The organism is Vibrio sp. La 4.2.2, from assembly GCF_027586995.1.
In the GTDB taxonomy this organism is placed as follows: domain Bacteria; phylum Pseudomonadota; class Gammaproteobacteria; order Enterobacterales; family Vibrionaceae; genus Vibrio; species Vibrio mediterranei.
Genome location: NZ_JAPPTJ010000002.1, coordinates 77,245 through 93,653 on the forward strand (window position 1 = coordinate 77,245; position 16,409 = coordinate 93,653).

Annotated in this window: 14 protein-coding genes; 10 read left to right on the forward strand and 4 right to left on the reverse strand. The window is 44.5% G+C overall.

What is annotated here, in order from left to right:
- Positions 1-46 precede the first annotated feature (46 nt).
- Positions 47-787 carry a GntR family transcriptional regulator gene (locus OH456_RS03560; protein WP_006069435.1) on the forward strand — a complete coding sequence of 247 codons (741 nt, stop codon included), beginning with the start codon at positions 47-49 and terminating at the stop codon, positions 785-787.
- A gap of 101 nt (positions 788-888) precedes the next feature.
- On the opposite strand, the gene OH456_RS03565 is transcribed toward OH456_RS03560, so the two are convergent.
- Positions 889-2,292, reverse strand: a complete 1,404-nt coding sequence (locus OH456_RS03565; protein ID WP_270032810.1) for a uracil-xanthine permease family protein — start codon at positions 2,290-2,292, stop codon at positions 889-891.
- Positions 2,293-2,663: 371 nt separating this feature from the next.
- Here OH456_RS03565 and OH456_RS03570 point away from each other — a divergent pair, with 371 nt between their 5' ends.
- The 6 genes from OH456_RS03570 to OH456_RS03595 all read left to right on the forward strand — a co-directional run bounded on the left by OH456_RS03570 (position 2,664) and on the right by OH456_RS03595 (position 9,909).
- Positions 2,664-3,914 (forward strand): DEAD/DEAH box helicase, encoded by a 1,251-nt coding sequence (locus tag OH456_RS03570; protein WP_270032811.1) that lies wholly within the window; start codon positions 2,664-2,666, stop codon positions 3,912-3,914.
- A 385-nt stretch (positions 3,915-4,299) separates the two neighbouring features.
- Complete coding sequence (locus OH456_RS03575; protein ID WP_006069444.1) at positions 4,300-5,436, forward strand: efflux RND transporter periplasmic adaptor subunit; 1,137 nt, start codon at positions 4,300-4,302, stop codon at positions 5,434-5,436.
- Positions 5,429-6,700, forward strand: a complete 1,272-nt coding sequence (locus tag OH456_RS03580) for a TolC family protein (RefSeq protein ID WP_270032812.1) — start codon at positions 5,429-5,431, stop codon at positions 6,698-6,700. Before OH456_RS03575 ends, OH456_RS03580 begins: the two co-directional genes overlap by 8 nt.
- Positions 6,697-7,911, forward strand: a complete 1,215-nt coding sequence (locus tag OH456_RS03585; RefSeq protein ID WP_270032813.1) for an ABC transporter permease — start codon at positions 6,697-6,699, stop codon at positions 7,909-7,911. The genes OH456_RS03580 and OH456_RS03585 overlap by 4 nt, the downstream gene beginning before the upstream one ends.
- Before the next feature lie 2 nt (positions 7,912-7,913).
- Entirely contained in the window at positions 7,914-9,197 is a 1,284-nt protein-coding gene (locus OH456_RS03590) for an ABC transporter permease (protein WP_270032814.1), read from the forward strand.
- A 19-nt stretch (positions 9,198-9,216) separates the two neighbouring features.
- Positions 9,217-9,909: an ABC transporter ATP-binding protein gene (locus OH456_RS03595; RefSeq protein ID WP_038221729.1), complete on the forward strand. Its 693-nt coding sequence runs from the start codon at positions 9,217-9,219 to the stop codon at positions 9,907-9,909.
- 111 nt (positions 9,910-10,020) lie between these two features.
- On the opposite strand, the gene bla is transcribed toward OH456_RS03595, so the two are convergent.
- Together bla and OH456_RS03605 are read right to left on the reverse strand one after the other, a co-directional pair.
- The gene (gene bla / locus OH456_RS03600; RefSeq protein ID WP_270032815.1) at positions 10,021-10,872 is read right to left on the reverse strand and encodes a class A beta-lactamase; all 852 of its coding nucleotides are present in this window, start codon (positions 10,870-10,872) and stop codon (positions 10,021-10,023) included.
- A gap of 64 nt (positions 10,873-10,936) precedes the next feature.
- The gene (locus OH456_RS03605; RefSeq protein WP_240205531.1) at positions 10,937-11,836 is read right to left on the reverse strand and encodes a LysR family transcriptional regulator; all 900 of its coding nucleotides are present in this window, start codon (positions 11,834-11,836) and stop codon (positions 10,937-10,939) included.
- A gap of 110 nt (positions 11,837-11,946) precedes the next feature.
- On the opposite strand from OH456_RS03605, the gene accD reads away from it, so the two are divergent.
- The 3 genes from accD (at position 11,947) to OH456_RS03620 (ending at position 14,854) form a co-directional block, all read left to right on the forward strand.
- Complete coding sequence (gene accD, locus OH456_RS03610; RefSeq protein WP_270032816.1) at positions 11,947-12,816, forward strand: acetyl-CoA carboxylase, carboxyltransferase subunit beta; 870 nt, start codon at positions 11,947-11,949, stop codon at positions 12,814-12,816.
- Positions 12,817-12,894: 78 nt separating this feature from the next.
- Positions 12,895-14,214 carry a ferredoxin reductase family protein gene (locus tag OH456_RS03615; protein WP_270032817.1) on the forward strand — a complete coding sequence of 440 codons (1,320 nt, stop codon included), beginning with the start codon at positions 12,895-12,897 and terminating at the stop codon, positions 14,212-14,214.
- Positions 14,215-14,395: 181 nt separating this feature from the next.
- Positions 14,396-14,854 carry a hypothetical protein gene (locus tag OH456_RS03620; protein WP_268667149.1) on the forward strand — a complete coding sequence of 153 codons (459 nt, stop codon included), beginning with the start codon at positions 14,396-14,398 and terminating at the stop codon, positions 14,852-14,854.
- A gap of 296 nt (positions 14,855-15,150) precedes the next feature.
- On the opposite strand, the gene OH456_RS03625 is transcribed toward OH456_RS03620, so the two are convergent.
- Positions 15,151-16,188, reverse strand: coding sequence for a LacI family DNA-binding transcriptional regulator (locus OH456_RS03625; RefSeq protein WP_268667148.1), 1,038 nt, complete (start codon positions 16,186-16,188; stop codon positions 15,151-15,153).
- Between the last annotated feature and the right edge of the window lie 221 nt (positions 16,189-16,409).

Here is a 16,409-nt window from a genome sequence, read left to right on the forward strand (position 1 = left end):
CAATATCAGGTATAATGCAAAAATTGCTGATAAAAATAAGAACGTTATGACAACCTACCAGCCTCTTATCGAACTGATACTGACTCGTATTGAACAAAAAGATAAATCACCGCTGTATATGAAGATATCTGAATCAGTAAAGGTCGCCACTGAACAGAAAATCTTAAAAAGTGGAGATTTTATTCCCACGGAGCGCGAGTTCAGCGATTTGTTAGGTGTCTCAAGGATAACGATTCGAAAAGCGTTAGACGTGCTCGATAAAGATGGCGTCATTGTTCGCTCTCGTGGTTTGGGAACCATGATTAGCGACACGGTAGAGTATTCAGGTAAAGCTGCGACAGGTTTTTCTCAACAAGTCGTGTTAAAAGGGAAAAAGCCAGATACGCTTTGGATCAAGAAAGACACTGTATCTTGTGTGGCGGAAATTGCTCAAACCCTAAACCTTAAAGAGGGGGAGGAAGTGTTTCTTTTGAAGCGCGTTCGTTATATCGATGAGCAAGCGGTATCAATTGAAGAATCTTACGTTCCGTCTGATTTGATTCAAGATCCAGATGACATCCAGTTATCGTTGTACGATTACTTCCACAGTCAAAACATAACACCTTCAAGAACGCAAAGTCGTGTGTCGGCAAAAATGCCAACAGAAGAGTCACTTGAGAAGCTTAATATAGACTCGACAACTCCCGTATTGCTCATTGAGCAAACCGCGTTTGATAATTCAGGGCGTCCAATCGAGTACAGTATCAATCATTGTCGAGGTGACCTGTACGTGTTTGTCAGCGAGTAAAGTAGCAATACAGTTTGCAAAGAAACCACGCCGCTTGTTGGCAGCGTGGTTGAGGTATTTCATAACCAGAAAACTAGCTGAGCTGATTTAACAATTTTGGATTAATCGCACTCTAGCCCTACTGTTTTAGCCTTCTCAGACTCAAGTTCAGCCATATTTTTCGTTTGCTTGAACGATTCATCAAACAGCACTTTCTTTTCTTCTGCACTTTCAATTTCGTCGGTCACGTCAACCTTCAATATTAAGTTCAAACCAAGTGCAACGAGAGAACCTGTGGTAATTCCCGAACCTAGAATAACTCTTAAGGAATCTGGGAAGTAGGTCAATGTTTCAGGACGAATCGTCACTGTCATTCCGGCGGCGACACCCAGAGCAACAATCAACATATCGCGCTTGGTAAAGTTCAGACGAGACAGAATGTTGATACCGGATGAGATGATCATTGAGAACATAACGATGCCAGCACCGCCTAACACGCTGCTAGGAATAGTAACGACTAGGCCACCTATCTTAGGAATCAACCCTGCACAAACCATAATGACACCAGTAAAGGCGACCACGTGGCGACTTGCAACACCAGTAATCGAGACAATACCAACGTTTTGGCTGAATGAAGAAAACGGTGTCGTGCCGACAATGGACGCTAAAGCACTGCCCACTCCATCACATAAGATACCACTGGAAAGTTTTTTACCCGTGAGCTTAGTTTTGGTGGCATCGCTTAGGGCTAAGAAATCCCCTGTAGATTCCATAATAGTGACCAAGTAAGCGATGGACATACCGATAATGCCAGCTACAGTGAATTCAATGCCAAACGGCAATAGGTCTGGAGTAGCAAAAACGGTCGCCTCTTTTACAGGAGTAAAGTCCACCATGCCCAATGCCAACGCAATCAGATATCCAACAGCAATACCAATAACGATAGATGCCGCACCGAAGATCCCCTTGCCAAAGTTAGAAATAGCGATAATCAATAAAAGAACAAAAGTGCCGAGGGCGAGATTTTCTAACCGTCCGTATCCTTCTTGGCCTACAAAGCCTCCCGCGATCCAGTCGATACCGACAGGGAGTATGGTAAGACCGATCAATACAACGACCGTTCCGGACACGACGGGCGGGAACAACTTGCGTATTTGAGGCATAAATTTGGAGCCAATGATCATGACCAAGGAGCCAACCAATGCCGCTCCAAAGATGGCAGCAACACCAGATTCAATGCCAATAGAGATAGAGATAGCAACAAACGTAAAGCTTGTGCCCATAACAACCGGAAGTCTAATGCCTATTACTCCAACGCCTTTACATTGGATGATAGTAACGACTCCCGATACCAGTAACGCTGCATTAACTAAGACAATCATTTCATTAGTCGGAAGGCCAATGGCACTTCCCACAACTAAAGGCACCGCAATGATTGCCCCCATAGCCGCCAGCATATGTTGAAATGCTAATAGTAACGATGTTCCAAATGGCGGTTTATCCTCAACTTCATATGTTAACTTCATACTACGTCCTTCTATTCACCACTTAATAAATTCGTCAGCAATAGAGCAAGTTATGTTCCAAGAGCTTTGACAACCGATTATTACGTTTAGCTTTTTAGAGACTCGTTGGAGTTTTGCGATGGTAATAATTAATTTTTGATTGATGGATTTGTGAGCGTGCCGATCTCCGAGTTTAGTGGTGATTAACCGTGAATCTCGAAAGGGTAACAAGGTGTCAAGTTGATAGTTAGTGGCGATAACGAGGTTATCATTTTGATAGCTAAGCCTTGAGCAGGTGGTTAAAACGACGGGTTTGTTTCATTTTTACTAACGTCAACGTCGTAAATAGACTAAGATACACGGCCTTTATCTAGCCCAGAGCCCAGAGAGTAATGACTGACAAAACATCTCCAACAACATTCGCTGACCTAGGTCTGATTCCAACCCTAGTTGAGCGACTAGAGGAGTTGGAATACAGCCAACCGACTCCAATCCAATCTCACACCATTCCTTACCTACTTGAAGGGCGTGATCTTGTTGGTGGTGCGAATACGGGTTCTGGTAAAACTGCCGCGTTTTCGCTGCCGATTCTGCAAAAAATCTGTCAACAGGACAAACCTAACAGTCGTCGTGGCAACACGGTTTCTCACCTAATTCTTGTTCCTACGCGCGAGCTAGCGTCACAGGTGGCGTATAACGTTAAATCATACTCATATCATCTACGAAATGAGATAAAAACGGTTGCTGTATTCGGTGGTGTCTCAGCAAACCCTCAAATGCTAGCGCTTCGAGGTGGCAGCGACATTGTTGTGGCAACACCTGGACGATTACTTGATCTGGTATCAAGTAATGCTATTAAGCTAGACCAAGTGCAAACACTAGTACTAGATGAAGCGGACCGTATGTTGAGCTTAGGCTTTACAGAAGAGCTCAACAAAATTCTTGCTTTGCTACCAGAGAAAAAACAGACGTTACTATTTTCAGCAACTTTCCCTGAGAAAGTAACAAGTCTGGCGCAGCACTTACTTAGCAACCCTGTTGAAGTGCAATTGCAAAGTGCTGAGACCAGTACTCTCGTGCAACGTGTGTTTAGCGTGAATAAAGGTCAAAAGACGGCGGTACTCGCGCACTTAATCAAACAGCATCAATGGCGACAAGCGTTAATCTTTGTTAATGCCAAAAATAGCTGTAACCATTTAGCACAAAAGCTATCAAAACGCGGTATCACTGCAGAGGTTTTCCATGGTGATAAAGGGCAGGGTGCTCGTACACGTGTGTTAGAAGGGTTTAAATCTGGCGACATTCAAGTCCTGATCGCAACCGACATCGCAGCTCGTGGCCTTGACATTGAAAAGCTACCAGTCGTAATCAACTTTGACCTGCCACGTAGTCCCGCCGATTATATGCACCGTATCGGGCGCAGTGGCCGCGCAGGAGAAGTTGGTCTTGGTTTATCTCTTATCGATTATGACGACTACCATCACTTTAAAGTGATAGAAAAGAAAAATAAGTTCCGTCTTGAACGCGAACAAGTTGCGGGATTTGAAGTGGATGATGACCAGAGTGAAGCTTATTTCGCACCCATGAAACCACGAGCAAAACCGGCTGGAACGGGTAAGAAAAAGAAGAATCGAAATCAATAGAGCAACGCTGATTAAGATTAGATAGAAATCATTGCGGACTAGTTTTGGCCGCAATGATAATTCATTATAGTTGTGCTTAATGATTTGCTATTAACACAACAATGTTCAATACACTAAACACAGTTAGCCACTCAACGTTCACTTACAAAGACTGAATATGACGATAGAGACTAAATAAGTTTAATTGTTCCATCTTATCGTTTTATCCCTATATCCACGTATTCTAACGTCTCATTACCCCTTAGCGATTCAGCTATTGCCAACAAAACCGATGACATAAACCATACCAAGCATGACAAATTTCATGCACTAAAGTCGCTATCATCCTAGAACTTTATATTCACGAGCTGGTCACAAGCTCGTGTATCAATAATTGGTGTGAATGATGGCAAAAACTTGGATGGTCTCGGCTGTGTGTATGGCGCTGCTCGGCGGTGGTGCGTATTTCTATCTACAATCTTCGGAGCAGCCGTTAGCTTTTCCTACTCTGGCGGTAGAAAAAGGAACCATTGAGAAACAGGCGGTGGCCGTTGGTAATATCGTGCCCGCTCACTCAGTATCCATCAAATCTCAGATTGATGGCATAGTAGGTGAGATTTATGTCAGCGTCGGTGAAAAAGTCAAACAAGGTCAACCGCTCATCAAGGTTCGTCCTAATCCAACACCTCAAGCGTTAACCGATGCTTCAACCGATTTGATGCGCAGTGAAGCAGAGCTTGAATCAGCCAAGCAAAAGCTTGCCAACTTAAAGAGCTTAGTTGAGCAGGACATTATTCCTAAGAACTACGATGAGTACGTAAGCGCTCGTTCGTCGGTGAAATCTGCTCAAGCCAATGTGTTGCAAAAGCGTCAGAACCTTGAGCTTATTCGTAGCGGTGAAGCCTCCATCGGTAATGCTCGTCTGACATCCACTATCTACGCGCCGATTGATGGTACGGTTCTTAATCGCAAAGTTGAAGTTGGTGAACCAATAATCTCCACCCAATCCAACCAAGAAGCCACCGCCATGATGTCGCTAGCGGATATGAATAGTTTAATTTTCAAAGGCAGTGTCAGTGAACATGACGCCGCTCAATTGTCTCCAGGAATGCCTGTTGTGTTGACCGTTGCACCGTACCCTGATGTGGAAATTACCGGAGTACTGTCCAAGGTTGCTATTCAGTCTGAAAACTTAAATTCACCAGCAAGTAACTCGTCGGCAAAGAGTTTCGACAATGGATTTGGCGTTGAGGTGGGTGAGCTGTCGATCCCTAAAGGGGTTGTGTTGCGTTCAGGTTTCTCCTCGACAGCTAAAATTACCCTGAAGAAGTCAGAAAACGTCTTAACCCTGCCTGAGCGAGCACTGCAATTTAACGGCGACACACCCAATGTATTGATCCCCGATGCTTCTGAGCAGGGTTTTCACACACAACCAGTGAAACTCGGTCTGTCAGATGGCATTAATGTCGAGGTGCTCGACGGAGTTGAGTTGAACGAAGAGATTATCGACAACAGCATGATGGCAGGAGTTACACATGGCTAAGTTATCGTTGTCGAAATTAGGGTGCGCGGTATTAATTACTACCTTGAGTTTACCAAGTTATGCGATTTCTATAGAGCAAGCTTGGCAACAGGCAAAACAAAATGACCCGAATTATGAAAAAGCTAAAATTGGCGTGCAACTGGGTGAAGTGGGAGTTGAGGCACGGCGCAGTTCTCTACTCCCAGGCTTAAGTGCCAATGCCTCTGCTAATTGGAGTGAGTCGACAGACAATTCGAATAGCTACGGGGCAACACTGTCTCAAACCATTTGGGATAGCAGTTTATGGTCAGATTTAGATCTGGCGAATGCGAAATACATCAAAGCACAACTAGAGCTTTCTCGCTCACACAACGAGTTGGCGCAAAGACTGTTGTCTTCATATTTGGACGTAGCAAGTGCGCAGGGAGATCTTCAACTGGCCAAGTCTAAGCTAGAAGAAGGCAATAAGCTGCTGAAGATTATCGAGAAGCGCTACCGCGCCGGTAAAGTAAAATCGGTGGACGTAGAAGAGATTCGCGCAACTCAGGTATCTGAACAAGCTGGTATTTTGAGTGCGCAAGCTGACTTAGAAGTAAAAAGAGCAACGCTTGCCGAACTTATCAATCAAACGCCGCAAAATGTTGACCAAATTCGTACCGAGTCCCTGGCAGAGCCACCTATGTTGGTGAACTCACAACAACAATGGTTAAAGCTTGCGAAAGACAGCAGTCCAGAGTTGCTGGTGGCGGCGCAGAATGTTAAAGCGAGCGAATTTGCGAGAGATTCTGCCAAAGGTGGCTATTACCCTACATTAAAGGGAGATGTGGGATACAACGGTGGTGACCAACGCAAAGATGGTGAGTTCAGTGCCGGTATTACTCTGAGTGTCCCCATTGACCTCAATGGCTCGACGCGTGCCAAAGTAGATGAAGCATCACTTAATATTCTCAGCGCCAAGCAGGACTTTCGCAAAGTAGAGATCGATATCCATAAACGCGTGGTGCAGCAATTTACTCAAGTGGGAATCAATTGGAATCAAGTGCTGATGGCAGACAAACTGGTGCTATCTCGAGAGAAAGTTCTGCGGAGTAAAGAGAAACTATACGATGCTGGATTGCTGGAAGTGTCAGAGGTAATCAACGCCCACAACAGCCTGTTTGAAGCAAAAAACAGTCTACAAACCAATCTGTACAATTATTGGCGCCAGCGCATAGGCTTATTGCAAACGGCAGGAAAGCTGGATGATGACACGATCGCATTGATATCTCGAGCTCTTAACTCATGACCAATCTGTTGCAGCAAACATGGCAAACTCTGCTGGCGCACCGCATGAAAAGTGCGCTCGCAATTATTGCCATTGCTTGGGGTGTCATCTCCGTGGTGGTGTTGATTGCACTTGGAGAGGGCTTTTATCGTCACCAAACTCAACAGCTATCTTTCTTGATGAATAATGTACAGGTTGCATTTCCTTCTAGTACCAGCAAGGCCTGGCAAGGCTTACCTTCTAGACGCCAGATCACCATTTCCCAAGAACAAGTTGAAAGAATAAAAAACACCGGCTTCGTCGACGCTGTGTCCAGTGTTTACGCCAAATGGGATGCCAGCGTTACCAATGAAAAAGGGCAAAACTTATCGAGCAGTGTAAACGGTATCGACTCGAGCTATTTCTCCCTTATGCAAAGTAAGTTCGAACCCACCTCGCGCCATATCTCGCCTAGTGATATTGCTAATCACACTCGTGTAGCAGTGTTAGGCGACCAAATTGCTAAGATGGGAGGCCTCTCCATTGGTCATACCGTCAAAGTGAACGGCATTCCTTTTCTGGTGATTGGCGTGCTCAAAGATGAAGATTCCGCCAGCTTTTTCAGTGATAGTCGCACTGTGTACATTCCTCAAACTACTTATCGTGACTTATGGAACGTTAAACCATGGATGCTGTTAATGAAGCCTATTGAGGGCATGGATGCGCATTCGTTTAGAAAAAGTGTTGCCGATTTTTATTCGAAGCTGCTTCATTTTGATCCCACAGATAGAGACGCTATTGATATGCCAGATTTTAGCGAGGGTGCTTCCATGATTAAGGGGATCTTCAGAGGTATCCAGATATTCTTGGGCGCAAGTGGCGCCATGACCATGGCAGTTGGTGCGCTTGGTGTTGCTAATATTATGTTCCTGTCTGTTACCGAAAGAACCAGAGAAATTGGTGTGCGCCTAGCAGTGGGAGCAACGCAAAAATCGATTCTGAATCAGTTTATCCTTGAAGGGCTTATTCTTGTCGCCGTTGGAACGGCGCTAGGGTTGGCGTTTGCCTTTGCTACTGTGATGTTACTTAACTCCATCGCTCTTCCCGAGTGGTTAGGCACACCAGTGATAACTGGAGGCTCCATTGCTTGGTCGCTACTGGTGACTCTGATTTTAGCGTTGATGGCCTCTTATTTTCCCGCGAGGCGAGGTTCACGCCTTACACCGGTTATTGCCTTAAGTGCGAGGGCGTAGCGATGTTGTTACCAATAAGACAAATCTTTCAGGAAATGTCAGCAGAAAAGTTGCGTTTGGGTTTAACCATATTGGCGGTGGCTTGGGCAACGCTATGTATTGCTGCCATGCTTGCTGTCGGTGAGGGTATTCGTCAAGGAGTACTGAAAACGGCGCAAAATGGCAATGGCAACTTGATCTACTTAACTGGCGGCATCGCCAGTATCGACCATGGCGCTTTCCACCAAGGTAAGTTTCTTAAGTTAAAAAAAGAGGATGTCCAAGTTATCAAGGCGTTACCTGAAGTAGCCAGTGTCGCTCCTACTGCTCAATGGAACGAAAACATCACGGTTGGCGATAGAGGTTCATGGAAACAGCCGATAGCTGTTCCGACCGATTTTGCGTCGATGACTAACCTAATCCCGTTGCCGGGAGGGCGATGGTTGAACCCGCTAGACCAAAAGCAGATGCGCAAAGTGGTTGTGCTTGGCTATTCATTGGCTGCAGACCTGTTTAATCCAACTGACGACTATAACTGGTTTGCGACGGTGACTTTACAAGCGGATCCTGTTGGAAAAAAGGTGAAAATTGGCAGTGAGGAATTTACGGTTGTTGGGGTTTTGGCGAAGAATAGCGGACGAGTTGAGCAAGGGGATGGCATTAACTATTCGAGCTTTGTACCGCTGGCTACTTGGCAACGGTTTCACACCAATGGAGACATTGGCGGTATAAACGTCGAACCTAAAGCCAATGTGGACCGCAAAAGGTTGGCGCAAATCATTCGCCAAGTCATCGCTCGTAAACACGGAGCAAGCGTCCATGACGAGCAAGTAGTTCAAGTGGAAGACATGTTCCTACGACAAAAAAGTATGCAGCAGTTTCTTATTGGCTTACAAAGCTTCCTAGGCATTATTGGTTTTGTCACTCTTGCGGTGGCGGGTGTTGGGATTGCCAATGTCATGTATGCGACGGTAAAGCGTTCAACTCGCGATATTGGCGTTCGTATGGCGGTGGGGGCAACGCCTACGGCTATCCGTGTTCATTATTTAGTTCAATCTCTTATGACCATGATGATGGGTGGCGCGTTAGGGTTAGGTGTCACTTACGCTCTGATCTCTGCGATTAGCACCATCAGCCTTGAGGGAAATGCGTTCTATGAACAACTCGGAAAGCCTGTTCCTGAATTATCTTGGATTGTGGTCGCGATTGTTATCGTTACCCTAATGATTATCGGTGTCGCATCGGCTTGGCTACCCGCCAACAGAGCGGCCAAAGTCAGCCCGCTGGAGGCATTACAAAGTGAGTAACAATAACGCGAAACAAAGCTTGGCAAATATGCCTCTTGTTGAGCTGACTAATATTTGCAAATACTACGCTAGTGGTGAAATGGAAGTACGTGCATTAGATGGCGTTGACTTAACCATTAACCAAGGTGAATTCCTGTCGATTCTTGGTCCCTCGGGTTCTGGAAAATCAACCCTAATGAACATGCTTGGCTGCCTAGATAAACCTAGCGATGGTGACTATTTATTAGCAGGGCAGAACGTCGCGAGTTTAACCGCTAATGCTCTAGCTACAATTAGAAACCAGAAGATTGGCTTTGTGTTCCAAAGCTTCAATTTACTTGAATACGCTACCGCACTCGACAATGTAGCGTTACCTCTGGTGTACGGCGGAATTAAAGCTAAAGAGCGTCGCCAGCGTGCGGCAAGACTGCTAGAGCAGGTAGGCTTAGGGGACCGCCTTGACCATAAACCAAACCAACTATCTGGTGGTCAAAAGCAGCGAGTTGCCATTGCTAGAGCCTTGGTAAATGACCCTCAAATTATCCTAGCTGATGAACCCACAGGCGCATTGGACTCGAAGTCAGGCGCTGAGATTGAAGCATTGTTTAATCAACTTCATGAGGAAGGCAGAACACTCATTATTGTTACTCACGACAATGCATTAGCAGAGCGTACTAAACGTATTATTACTATTAAAGATGGTAAGGTGATTTCAGATAGAGCGCCGACTTAGAGCTTCTGCGTAAGATTCATTCAATGAGTTAACATGCCGACCACTGTCTTCGTGAGGGAATATAATTAGTGGCGGCATGCATTCTATTAAGTTAGCGCTGTGCTTAGTTCGTTACTTGAGAGCATACGTCTGGAAAATCAGCCCACCAATTTCGTTGATGATTTGGTTACGTTCAGACATCGATAGGTCGGTTTGTGTTAGATAAATGCTGATGACCAATGGTTTGCGATTGTCAGCCCAAATAGCACCAGTAAAACCACGTGAACCATTAGCGCCTGCACCAGAGCGGTCTGCGATAGACCATCCTTGCGGTAGAACCGATCGTAGCAATGAATCTGAAACCGTGTTCCCTTGCATCCAAGCCATTAACTGATTTTTCGAGCCTTGATTCAGGGCCCCTTCAAATAGAAGACGATGCAGTGTGGTATTCATCGCATTTGGTGTTGTTGTATCCCGTTTATCGCCTGAAAGTGCCTGATTTAACTCTGGTTCAATGCGGTCTAATCGAGTCACGTCATCTTGGTTCAAACGTAGAAACTCAGTGAGTCCTTGAGGTCCCCCTATGGAATGCAGAACGATATTGGCTGCAGTGTTGTCGCTCGTTTCCATTGTCGCTTCACAAGCTTTGCTGACGGTAATGGAACTGCCCACCATTTTCTCTGTAACCGGTGACCAAGGAATAAGTTTGTCAGACGTTATGGGAGCCAAAGCGTTCTTGTCTAGCTCTCCTGAGTCAGCGTCATGTAACATCTTTGCGCATGCCAGAGTTTTAAACGTGCTCATCATAGGAAAGCGTTCATTGCCTCGATAGTGCCATTGCTGTTGATTTCTGGAATCCAAAACGGAGACGCCGATGCGTCCCGAGATTCGTTGCTCAATTGATGCTATAGACTCATCGAGCGTTGAGGCAGATGAAAAGAAAGATATAAGTATGAGGCTCAAGAGCAAAACAGGTTTTTTCATGGTTTCAGTTTTTTACAGGAAAGCGAGTTTACGGTGCGGAGTATTACTAGGGAAACAGTATTATTCAACCGTCAAAATGCGCACAGTGCTTAATATGTTCAATGAACAACGGTATCTTGTTGGCTACATGCCTTCTTGACGCGTAAAATGCATATAGCACCAAGTCATCAGGTTGATGTTCCATTTCTATCACTTTCAAAGCACCAGAACTCAGTTCACCTTGGCATATGTCTCTAGGGAGAATTGCCAGCCCTATACCAGAGAGCGCGCCTGTTTTAGCGAGATGTCCGCTATTGACCTTAAAAGAAGACTTAACTTTTTGGGTAATTCGTTCACCGCTGTCCGTTTTGAAAACCCACGGTTCGCCATTGATCGCGGTCAGACTGCTAATGCAAGGAATGTGTTGTAAGTCAGTGGTCTTAAAGGGTCTAGGGTAACGATCAAGAAGTTCCGGAGCACCGACTACAATACTAGGCCAGCGTTTAATTTCCCTCGCTACCAAATTGGTATCGTCAAGATTCCCACGATGGAATTTTAAAATTACATCGAACCCGTTGAATAAGTCCTCCTTGGGGCTGACGCTGGTATCACAACTAAGCGATATTGAGGGGTGTTTTTCGCAGAAACTTACCACGGCATTAGCCAACACAGGGGAGTCGGGCATCAGTATTCTCAACTGTCCAACGGCCTCTTGAGAATGATACGTAACCTCTTCAAGTGCATCATTAAGCTTATTTAGCAGTGGCTGTGTGAGTAGATATAGGTGCTCCCCAGCACTTGTCGGCGCAATTCTTCTAGTCGTTCTATCGAAGAGTCGGGTATCAAGTCGCTCTTCAAGCAAGCTGATATGGCGACTGAGATTGGAGGTTGGAAGTTGGAGAAACTCCGCGGCACGTTTAAAGCTCATGTTTTCGTACACACAATGAAAGCTCTTTAGCCATTGTTGGTCAATTCTCTCAAGCACGACTTATTGTCCCAAAATGTTGGATTAAGTAACTCAATATCGACACTTTATTGCTAATTACGAGTTTATACAATGATGAAATCAATTAAATCACGAAGGTATAAACGCGCATGAGTTGGCTTGAAAAGCTATTACATAGAAAAAAACTGGTTAGTAATCGCAAAGCAAACATACCCGAAGGTTTGTGGAGAAAGTGCTCTCAATGCAGCCACATTCTTTACAACAAAGCGTTGCAACTGAGTTTGGAGGTATGCCCCAAATGTAGTCACCATATGCGAATAACAGCACGTCGGCGTCTCGCTAGTTTCTTAGATACCGAGGGACAGGTTGAAATTGCAAGTCACTATCAACCAGAAGATATCTTGGGTTTTAAAGATAAAAAGCATTACACCGACCGCTTAGCTTCAGCACAAAAAGAAACTGGGGAGAAAGATGCCCTCGTCGCAATGAAGGGACAGCTTATGGGGTTGCCTGTTGTTGCCTGCGCGTTTGAGTTTTCGTTTATGGCTGGTTCTTTGGGGGCGGTAGCAGGCGCTCGGTTTGTTCACGCTGTTAACGTCGCGAGAGATAGCAATTGTGGCCTAGTGTGTTTTTCAGCTTGTGGTGGTGCACGGATGCAAGAATCTTTAATGGCATTGATGCAAATGGCCAAAACCAGTGCCGCTTTGAATCAACTATCAATGGCTGGATTACCTTATATTTCCGTCCTCACTGACCAAACATATGGCGGTGTGTCTGCTAGCATCGCTATGCTAGGTGACATTAATATTGGTGAACCCCAAGCAAGAATTGGCTTCGCTGGACGCAGAGTCATTGAGCAAACCGTACGTGAAGAATTGCCAGAAGACTTTCAGCAAAGTGAGTTTCTTTTGGAGCATGGGGCGTTAGATATGATTGTGGATAGGCGCGATATGAGAAATCGAATCGCTGAGCTTTTATCTAAGATGACCAATAGTCAGCTGGTGGAAGAGAGTGATTAAGCATTTACACTGATTTACTCTCCCTGACGTAGGGTTACATTAGAAGGAGTAGAGTTAAAGCTCAACAGGAGCGTTATTATGAACAAACTCTATTCAATGGTGCTCGCCCTCATCCTGGCTATCATCTTTATCTGGCTTCAAGCGGAGCCTTCATTGGTCGCCAATGAAACCTTCATGCAGTGGCGAAGCGCCTTAATCCAAATCACGGGTATCGTTTCAGTACTTCTATTAACTCTAGTGATGTTGCTCGCTTTGAGATTACCACTGATTGAGAATTTTACCCGAGGCTTAGATAAGTCTTATCGCCTACATAAATGGGTAGCAATTTATGCTGTTATCATAGGCGTTATTCACTGGCTACTTGCTATCGTACCAAAACAACTGGTGCGTGCGGGATATATTGAACGACCTCAGCGTGGTGCTTCGTCCATCGACCCTGACTCTTTCTATGCTCTAATTCGTCCTTTGCGTGGCAGTGCGGAAACAATGGGCGAGTGGACGTTGTACTTATTTGTCGTTTTAACGGTATTGGCGTTATTTGCTCCTGTTCGCTATAAGTTTTTTAGATGGACTCATAAACTGATGGCGATTGCCTTTATCGCTATCGGCTATCACTCGCTGATTCTTCTCAAACACTCTTATTGGGATAACATTATCACACCAATCACTGTGTTCGTTGTTCTTGCGGGCATTACGGCTGCCATTTTGAGTGTGATTGGGTGGATTGGCAAAGACAACAAACATGCTGGCACTATCAGTGAGGTGGTTTATAGCAAAGAAAATCATACGACGCGACTTTCCGTCCATCTTCCAAGTTGGAGAGGTCATTTAGCTGGTCAGTTTGCGTTTGTAAGGATCGGCAGCGAAGAACCTCACCCGTTCACTATCGCTTCAGTAGATAGTAAACAGCGCAATGTAAGCTTTTTAATTAAGGCTCTTGGCGACTTTACTGGCAACATTCATAAGCAAGTTCAAATAGGACAACAGATAGAAGTTGAAGGTCCGTATGGCAAGTTCGATTTTGACGATAGTAAAAAGCAAGTATGGATTGCTGGAGGGATTGGTTGCGCGGCGTTTAAAGCCCGATTGGATGAACTCGCCCAACAACCAGATAGAGGTGGAGTTGTTTTCTATTATTGTACCGAGAGCCCATCGCCTTCTTTGATCATAGAGATGGAAAGTGCAGCCAGAAAAGCAAACATTGAGTTTCATGTGATCGATAATCGGCTAAAACCTTTTTTGTCTATTGAGCAGATACGCCAAAAACATCCTGATATTGCGCAGCGAAGCATTTGGTTTTGCGGTCCTGTTGGATTTAGGAAGGCGTTGCTGGGTCAACTTAAGGCAATCAGATTCGACACAAAGAATTTTCATTCAGAGTTGTTCAACTTTCGCTGATCTTGTTTAGTTCGGATTCTCTTACAAGGTTCAAAGGTGCTGTTTGATGTGTTCAACCAAAAATAAACTAATGGTTGGTAATTGAACTGGTTTAGAAAGACTGCAATATTGAACGATGAAACCCACGAACAATCAGCCAACAAGCACTAGGTCGCTCGGGACGGTGAATAGGATCAGACATATGGAAGTTAAAGATTGGGACACTCCATTCAGTGAAGGAACGATATATATCGTTGATTTATCATGGAATGGAAGGCATTTTGCAGTGACGTATCCAGATGGTAGTGGTTACGAGCTTGAAGGAAGTGAACGGCATGAAGATTACGCATTGATAGTAAGCGTCTTCCATGAAGAAACTGAAAGTCTATACGATGTCATGTTTGATATGGTAAGTGGGTTTCGCCTGTTAGATGAAGGTGGTTTACTCGAACTTTGGGCGGTAGGGGATAGATTCCCAAATTGTGCTCTTATTAAAGGGCATCTATGGAGTAAAGAAAGTCCAATAACGTTTATTTCTGGCTATGAAGATGAATGGTCCCACTTAATTGCAACCTCCGATGAGTGTGTAGAAATTGTTTCTCATAAGCATCCAGACATCAAGCTAGTAGGGAAATCTAATAAACGGGAAACAGCTAAGTAACCATAAAGCTCAATGAAAACGTACGGTAGTGAGCATCTAACGCATATTTTAATAAGCTACTGACCCACTTATGTGCTGTTATCAACGTCACTTTGGTACAAAAATATACCGTTATTCCCTTGATAAAGAGAATCTCCTACAGCGTGTCGTATATCTAGTTAACATGACCTGGTTTACATATTCAGTAATCTACACGCTATAGAACACCATCTTCGTTTTCACGAAGATGGTGTTCTATTTGAGATCGAAGGTGGGTATTGGATAGTAAATAACTTATTACTTCCCAATATGCTATCTCAACGCCCTTTGGAACTTGAATCTCTTTGGTTTAGTGACATTGGGACGGTGTACTTCGTAGCTTCTGAATTACCTAATAGCGCTTCTATGGTGGTTACGGCTATTTGGCTAAAGTCGACACCAACAGAGCTAAGTGATGGTCTTTGATATTGATTGAAAGGGCTGTTATCGAATCCTACGACGCCAATTTGATTCAAATAATCAGGGTCGTGTTCTCTAAGTGTTTGAATGAAGCCATAAGCGATAACATCAGCAGCACATACAAAAGCGTCTGGACGAGAGGTCATTCCAAGCACTTTGTGGGCAGCTTCCTTTCCTGATTTTTCCGAGAAAAGTGCATCAAATACAACTTGCTTCGCATTGGCTTCAAGTACAGCGCTTCGATAACCTTCTAGTCGACTATGAGCAGAGTGTTTGTTGTCCAAACCACCGATAAAAGCGATAGAGTTGAAATCTTGTTCGTATAAGTGTTCAACGGCGAGTCTAGCGCCACCGAAATCGTCGGTGAAAATATTAATACTCTTCTTAGCCTCTTTGATCTCTCGATCTATCACTGCGATTCGATAGTCATCCTCTATCAAGTTATCTATAAACTTGACGTCGTTAGAAAGCCCGAGAAAAACCGCAGCCGCAATGGTTTTTGAATCAAAGTCTTTACGTATTTGTGCTTCAACTTCTTGTTCGTTATCTCCGAACTCTATGAGTTCCACAACAAGTTTATGGTTGTGGTTTTTTGCAGCTTTAATGAAGTTAGAAATTATTCCCATGACATAGGGTGATTCTAATGAGCTCAAAGAATCAGTTTCCATATCCACCTCGTAAGCGTACGCATAAAGAGCGATCACGGTCTGTGGCACCCCCTTAAGTACTTGAGCAAAGGCATTTGGTTGATACTTATGCTTCTCAATTACCGATAGAACCTTGGCTTTTGTGTCCTCTGGGATATCAGGGTAGTTGTTGATGACTTTTGATACGGTACTTCGAGAGACTCCCGCGAGCTTAGCGATCTGCGTTGCATTGATTGGTTTTTGAGACATGGCAACCTCTAATGAATGGCTGCGAAAATAATACCAGCAAAAGAGTTTCTCTCACGAACAAATATCATACGCTCAAGTAGTCAGTTTGTAGATCTAAATCACGTTTTTTGACTAGAGCATACTGAATGTGCGGTGGATCACTTACACGCAAGGCAAATTCTTATAAGTTTACGAACAGCTGTTCGTAAACTTATAATTTTTGATTCGTGTAGATAGAGATA

Bases quoted from the DNA above. Each gene is read 5' to 3' on its own strand.
- OH456_RS03560 (WP_006069435.1), top strand. From the start codon at position 47: ATGACAACCTACCAGCCTCTTATCGAACTGATACTGACTCGTATTGAA.
- OH456_RS03565 (WP_270032810.1), bottom strand. From the start codon at position 2,292: ATGAAGTTAACATATGAAGTTGAGGATAAACCGCCATTTGGAACATCG.
- OH456_RS03570 (WP_270032811.1), top strand. From the start codon at position 2,664: ATGACTGACAAAACATCTCCAACAACATTCGCTGACCTAGGTCTGATT.
- OH456_RS03575 (WP_006069444.1), top strand. From the start codon at position 4,300: ATGGCAAAAACTTGGATGGTCTCGGCTGTGTGTATGGCGCTGCTCGGC.
- OH456_RS03580 (WP_270032812.1), top strand. From the start codon at position 5,429: ATGGCTAAGTTATCGTTGTCGAAATTAGGGTGCGCGGTATTAATTACT.
- OH456_RS03585 (WP_270032813.1), top strand. From the start codon at position 6,697: ATGACCAATCTGTTGCAGCAAACATGGCAAACTCTGCTGGCGCACCGC.
- OH456_RS03590 (WP_270032814.1), top strand. From the start codon at position 7,914: ATGTTGTTACCAATAAGACAAATCTTTCAGGAAATGTCAGCAGAAAAG.
- bla (WP_270032815.1), bottom strand. From the start codon at position 10,872: ATGAAAAAACCTGTTTTGCTCTTGAGCCTCATACTTATATCTTTCTTT.
- accD (WP_270032816.1), top strand. From the start codon at position 11,947: ATGAGTTGGCTTGAAAAGCTATTACATAGAAAAAAACTGGTTAGTAAT.
- OH456_RS03615 (WP_270032817.1), top strand. From the start codon at position 12,895: ATGAACAAACTCTATTCAATGGTGCTCGCCCTCATCCTGGCTATCATC.
- OH456_RS03620 (WP_268667149.1), top strand. From the start codon at position 14,396: ATGGAAGTTAAAGATTGGGACACTCCATTCAGTGAAGGAACGATATAT.
- OH456_RS03625 (WP_268667148.1), bottom strand. From the start codon at position 16,188: ATGTCTCAAAAACCAATCAATGCAACGCAGATCGCTAAGCTCGCGGGA.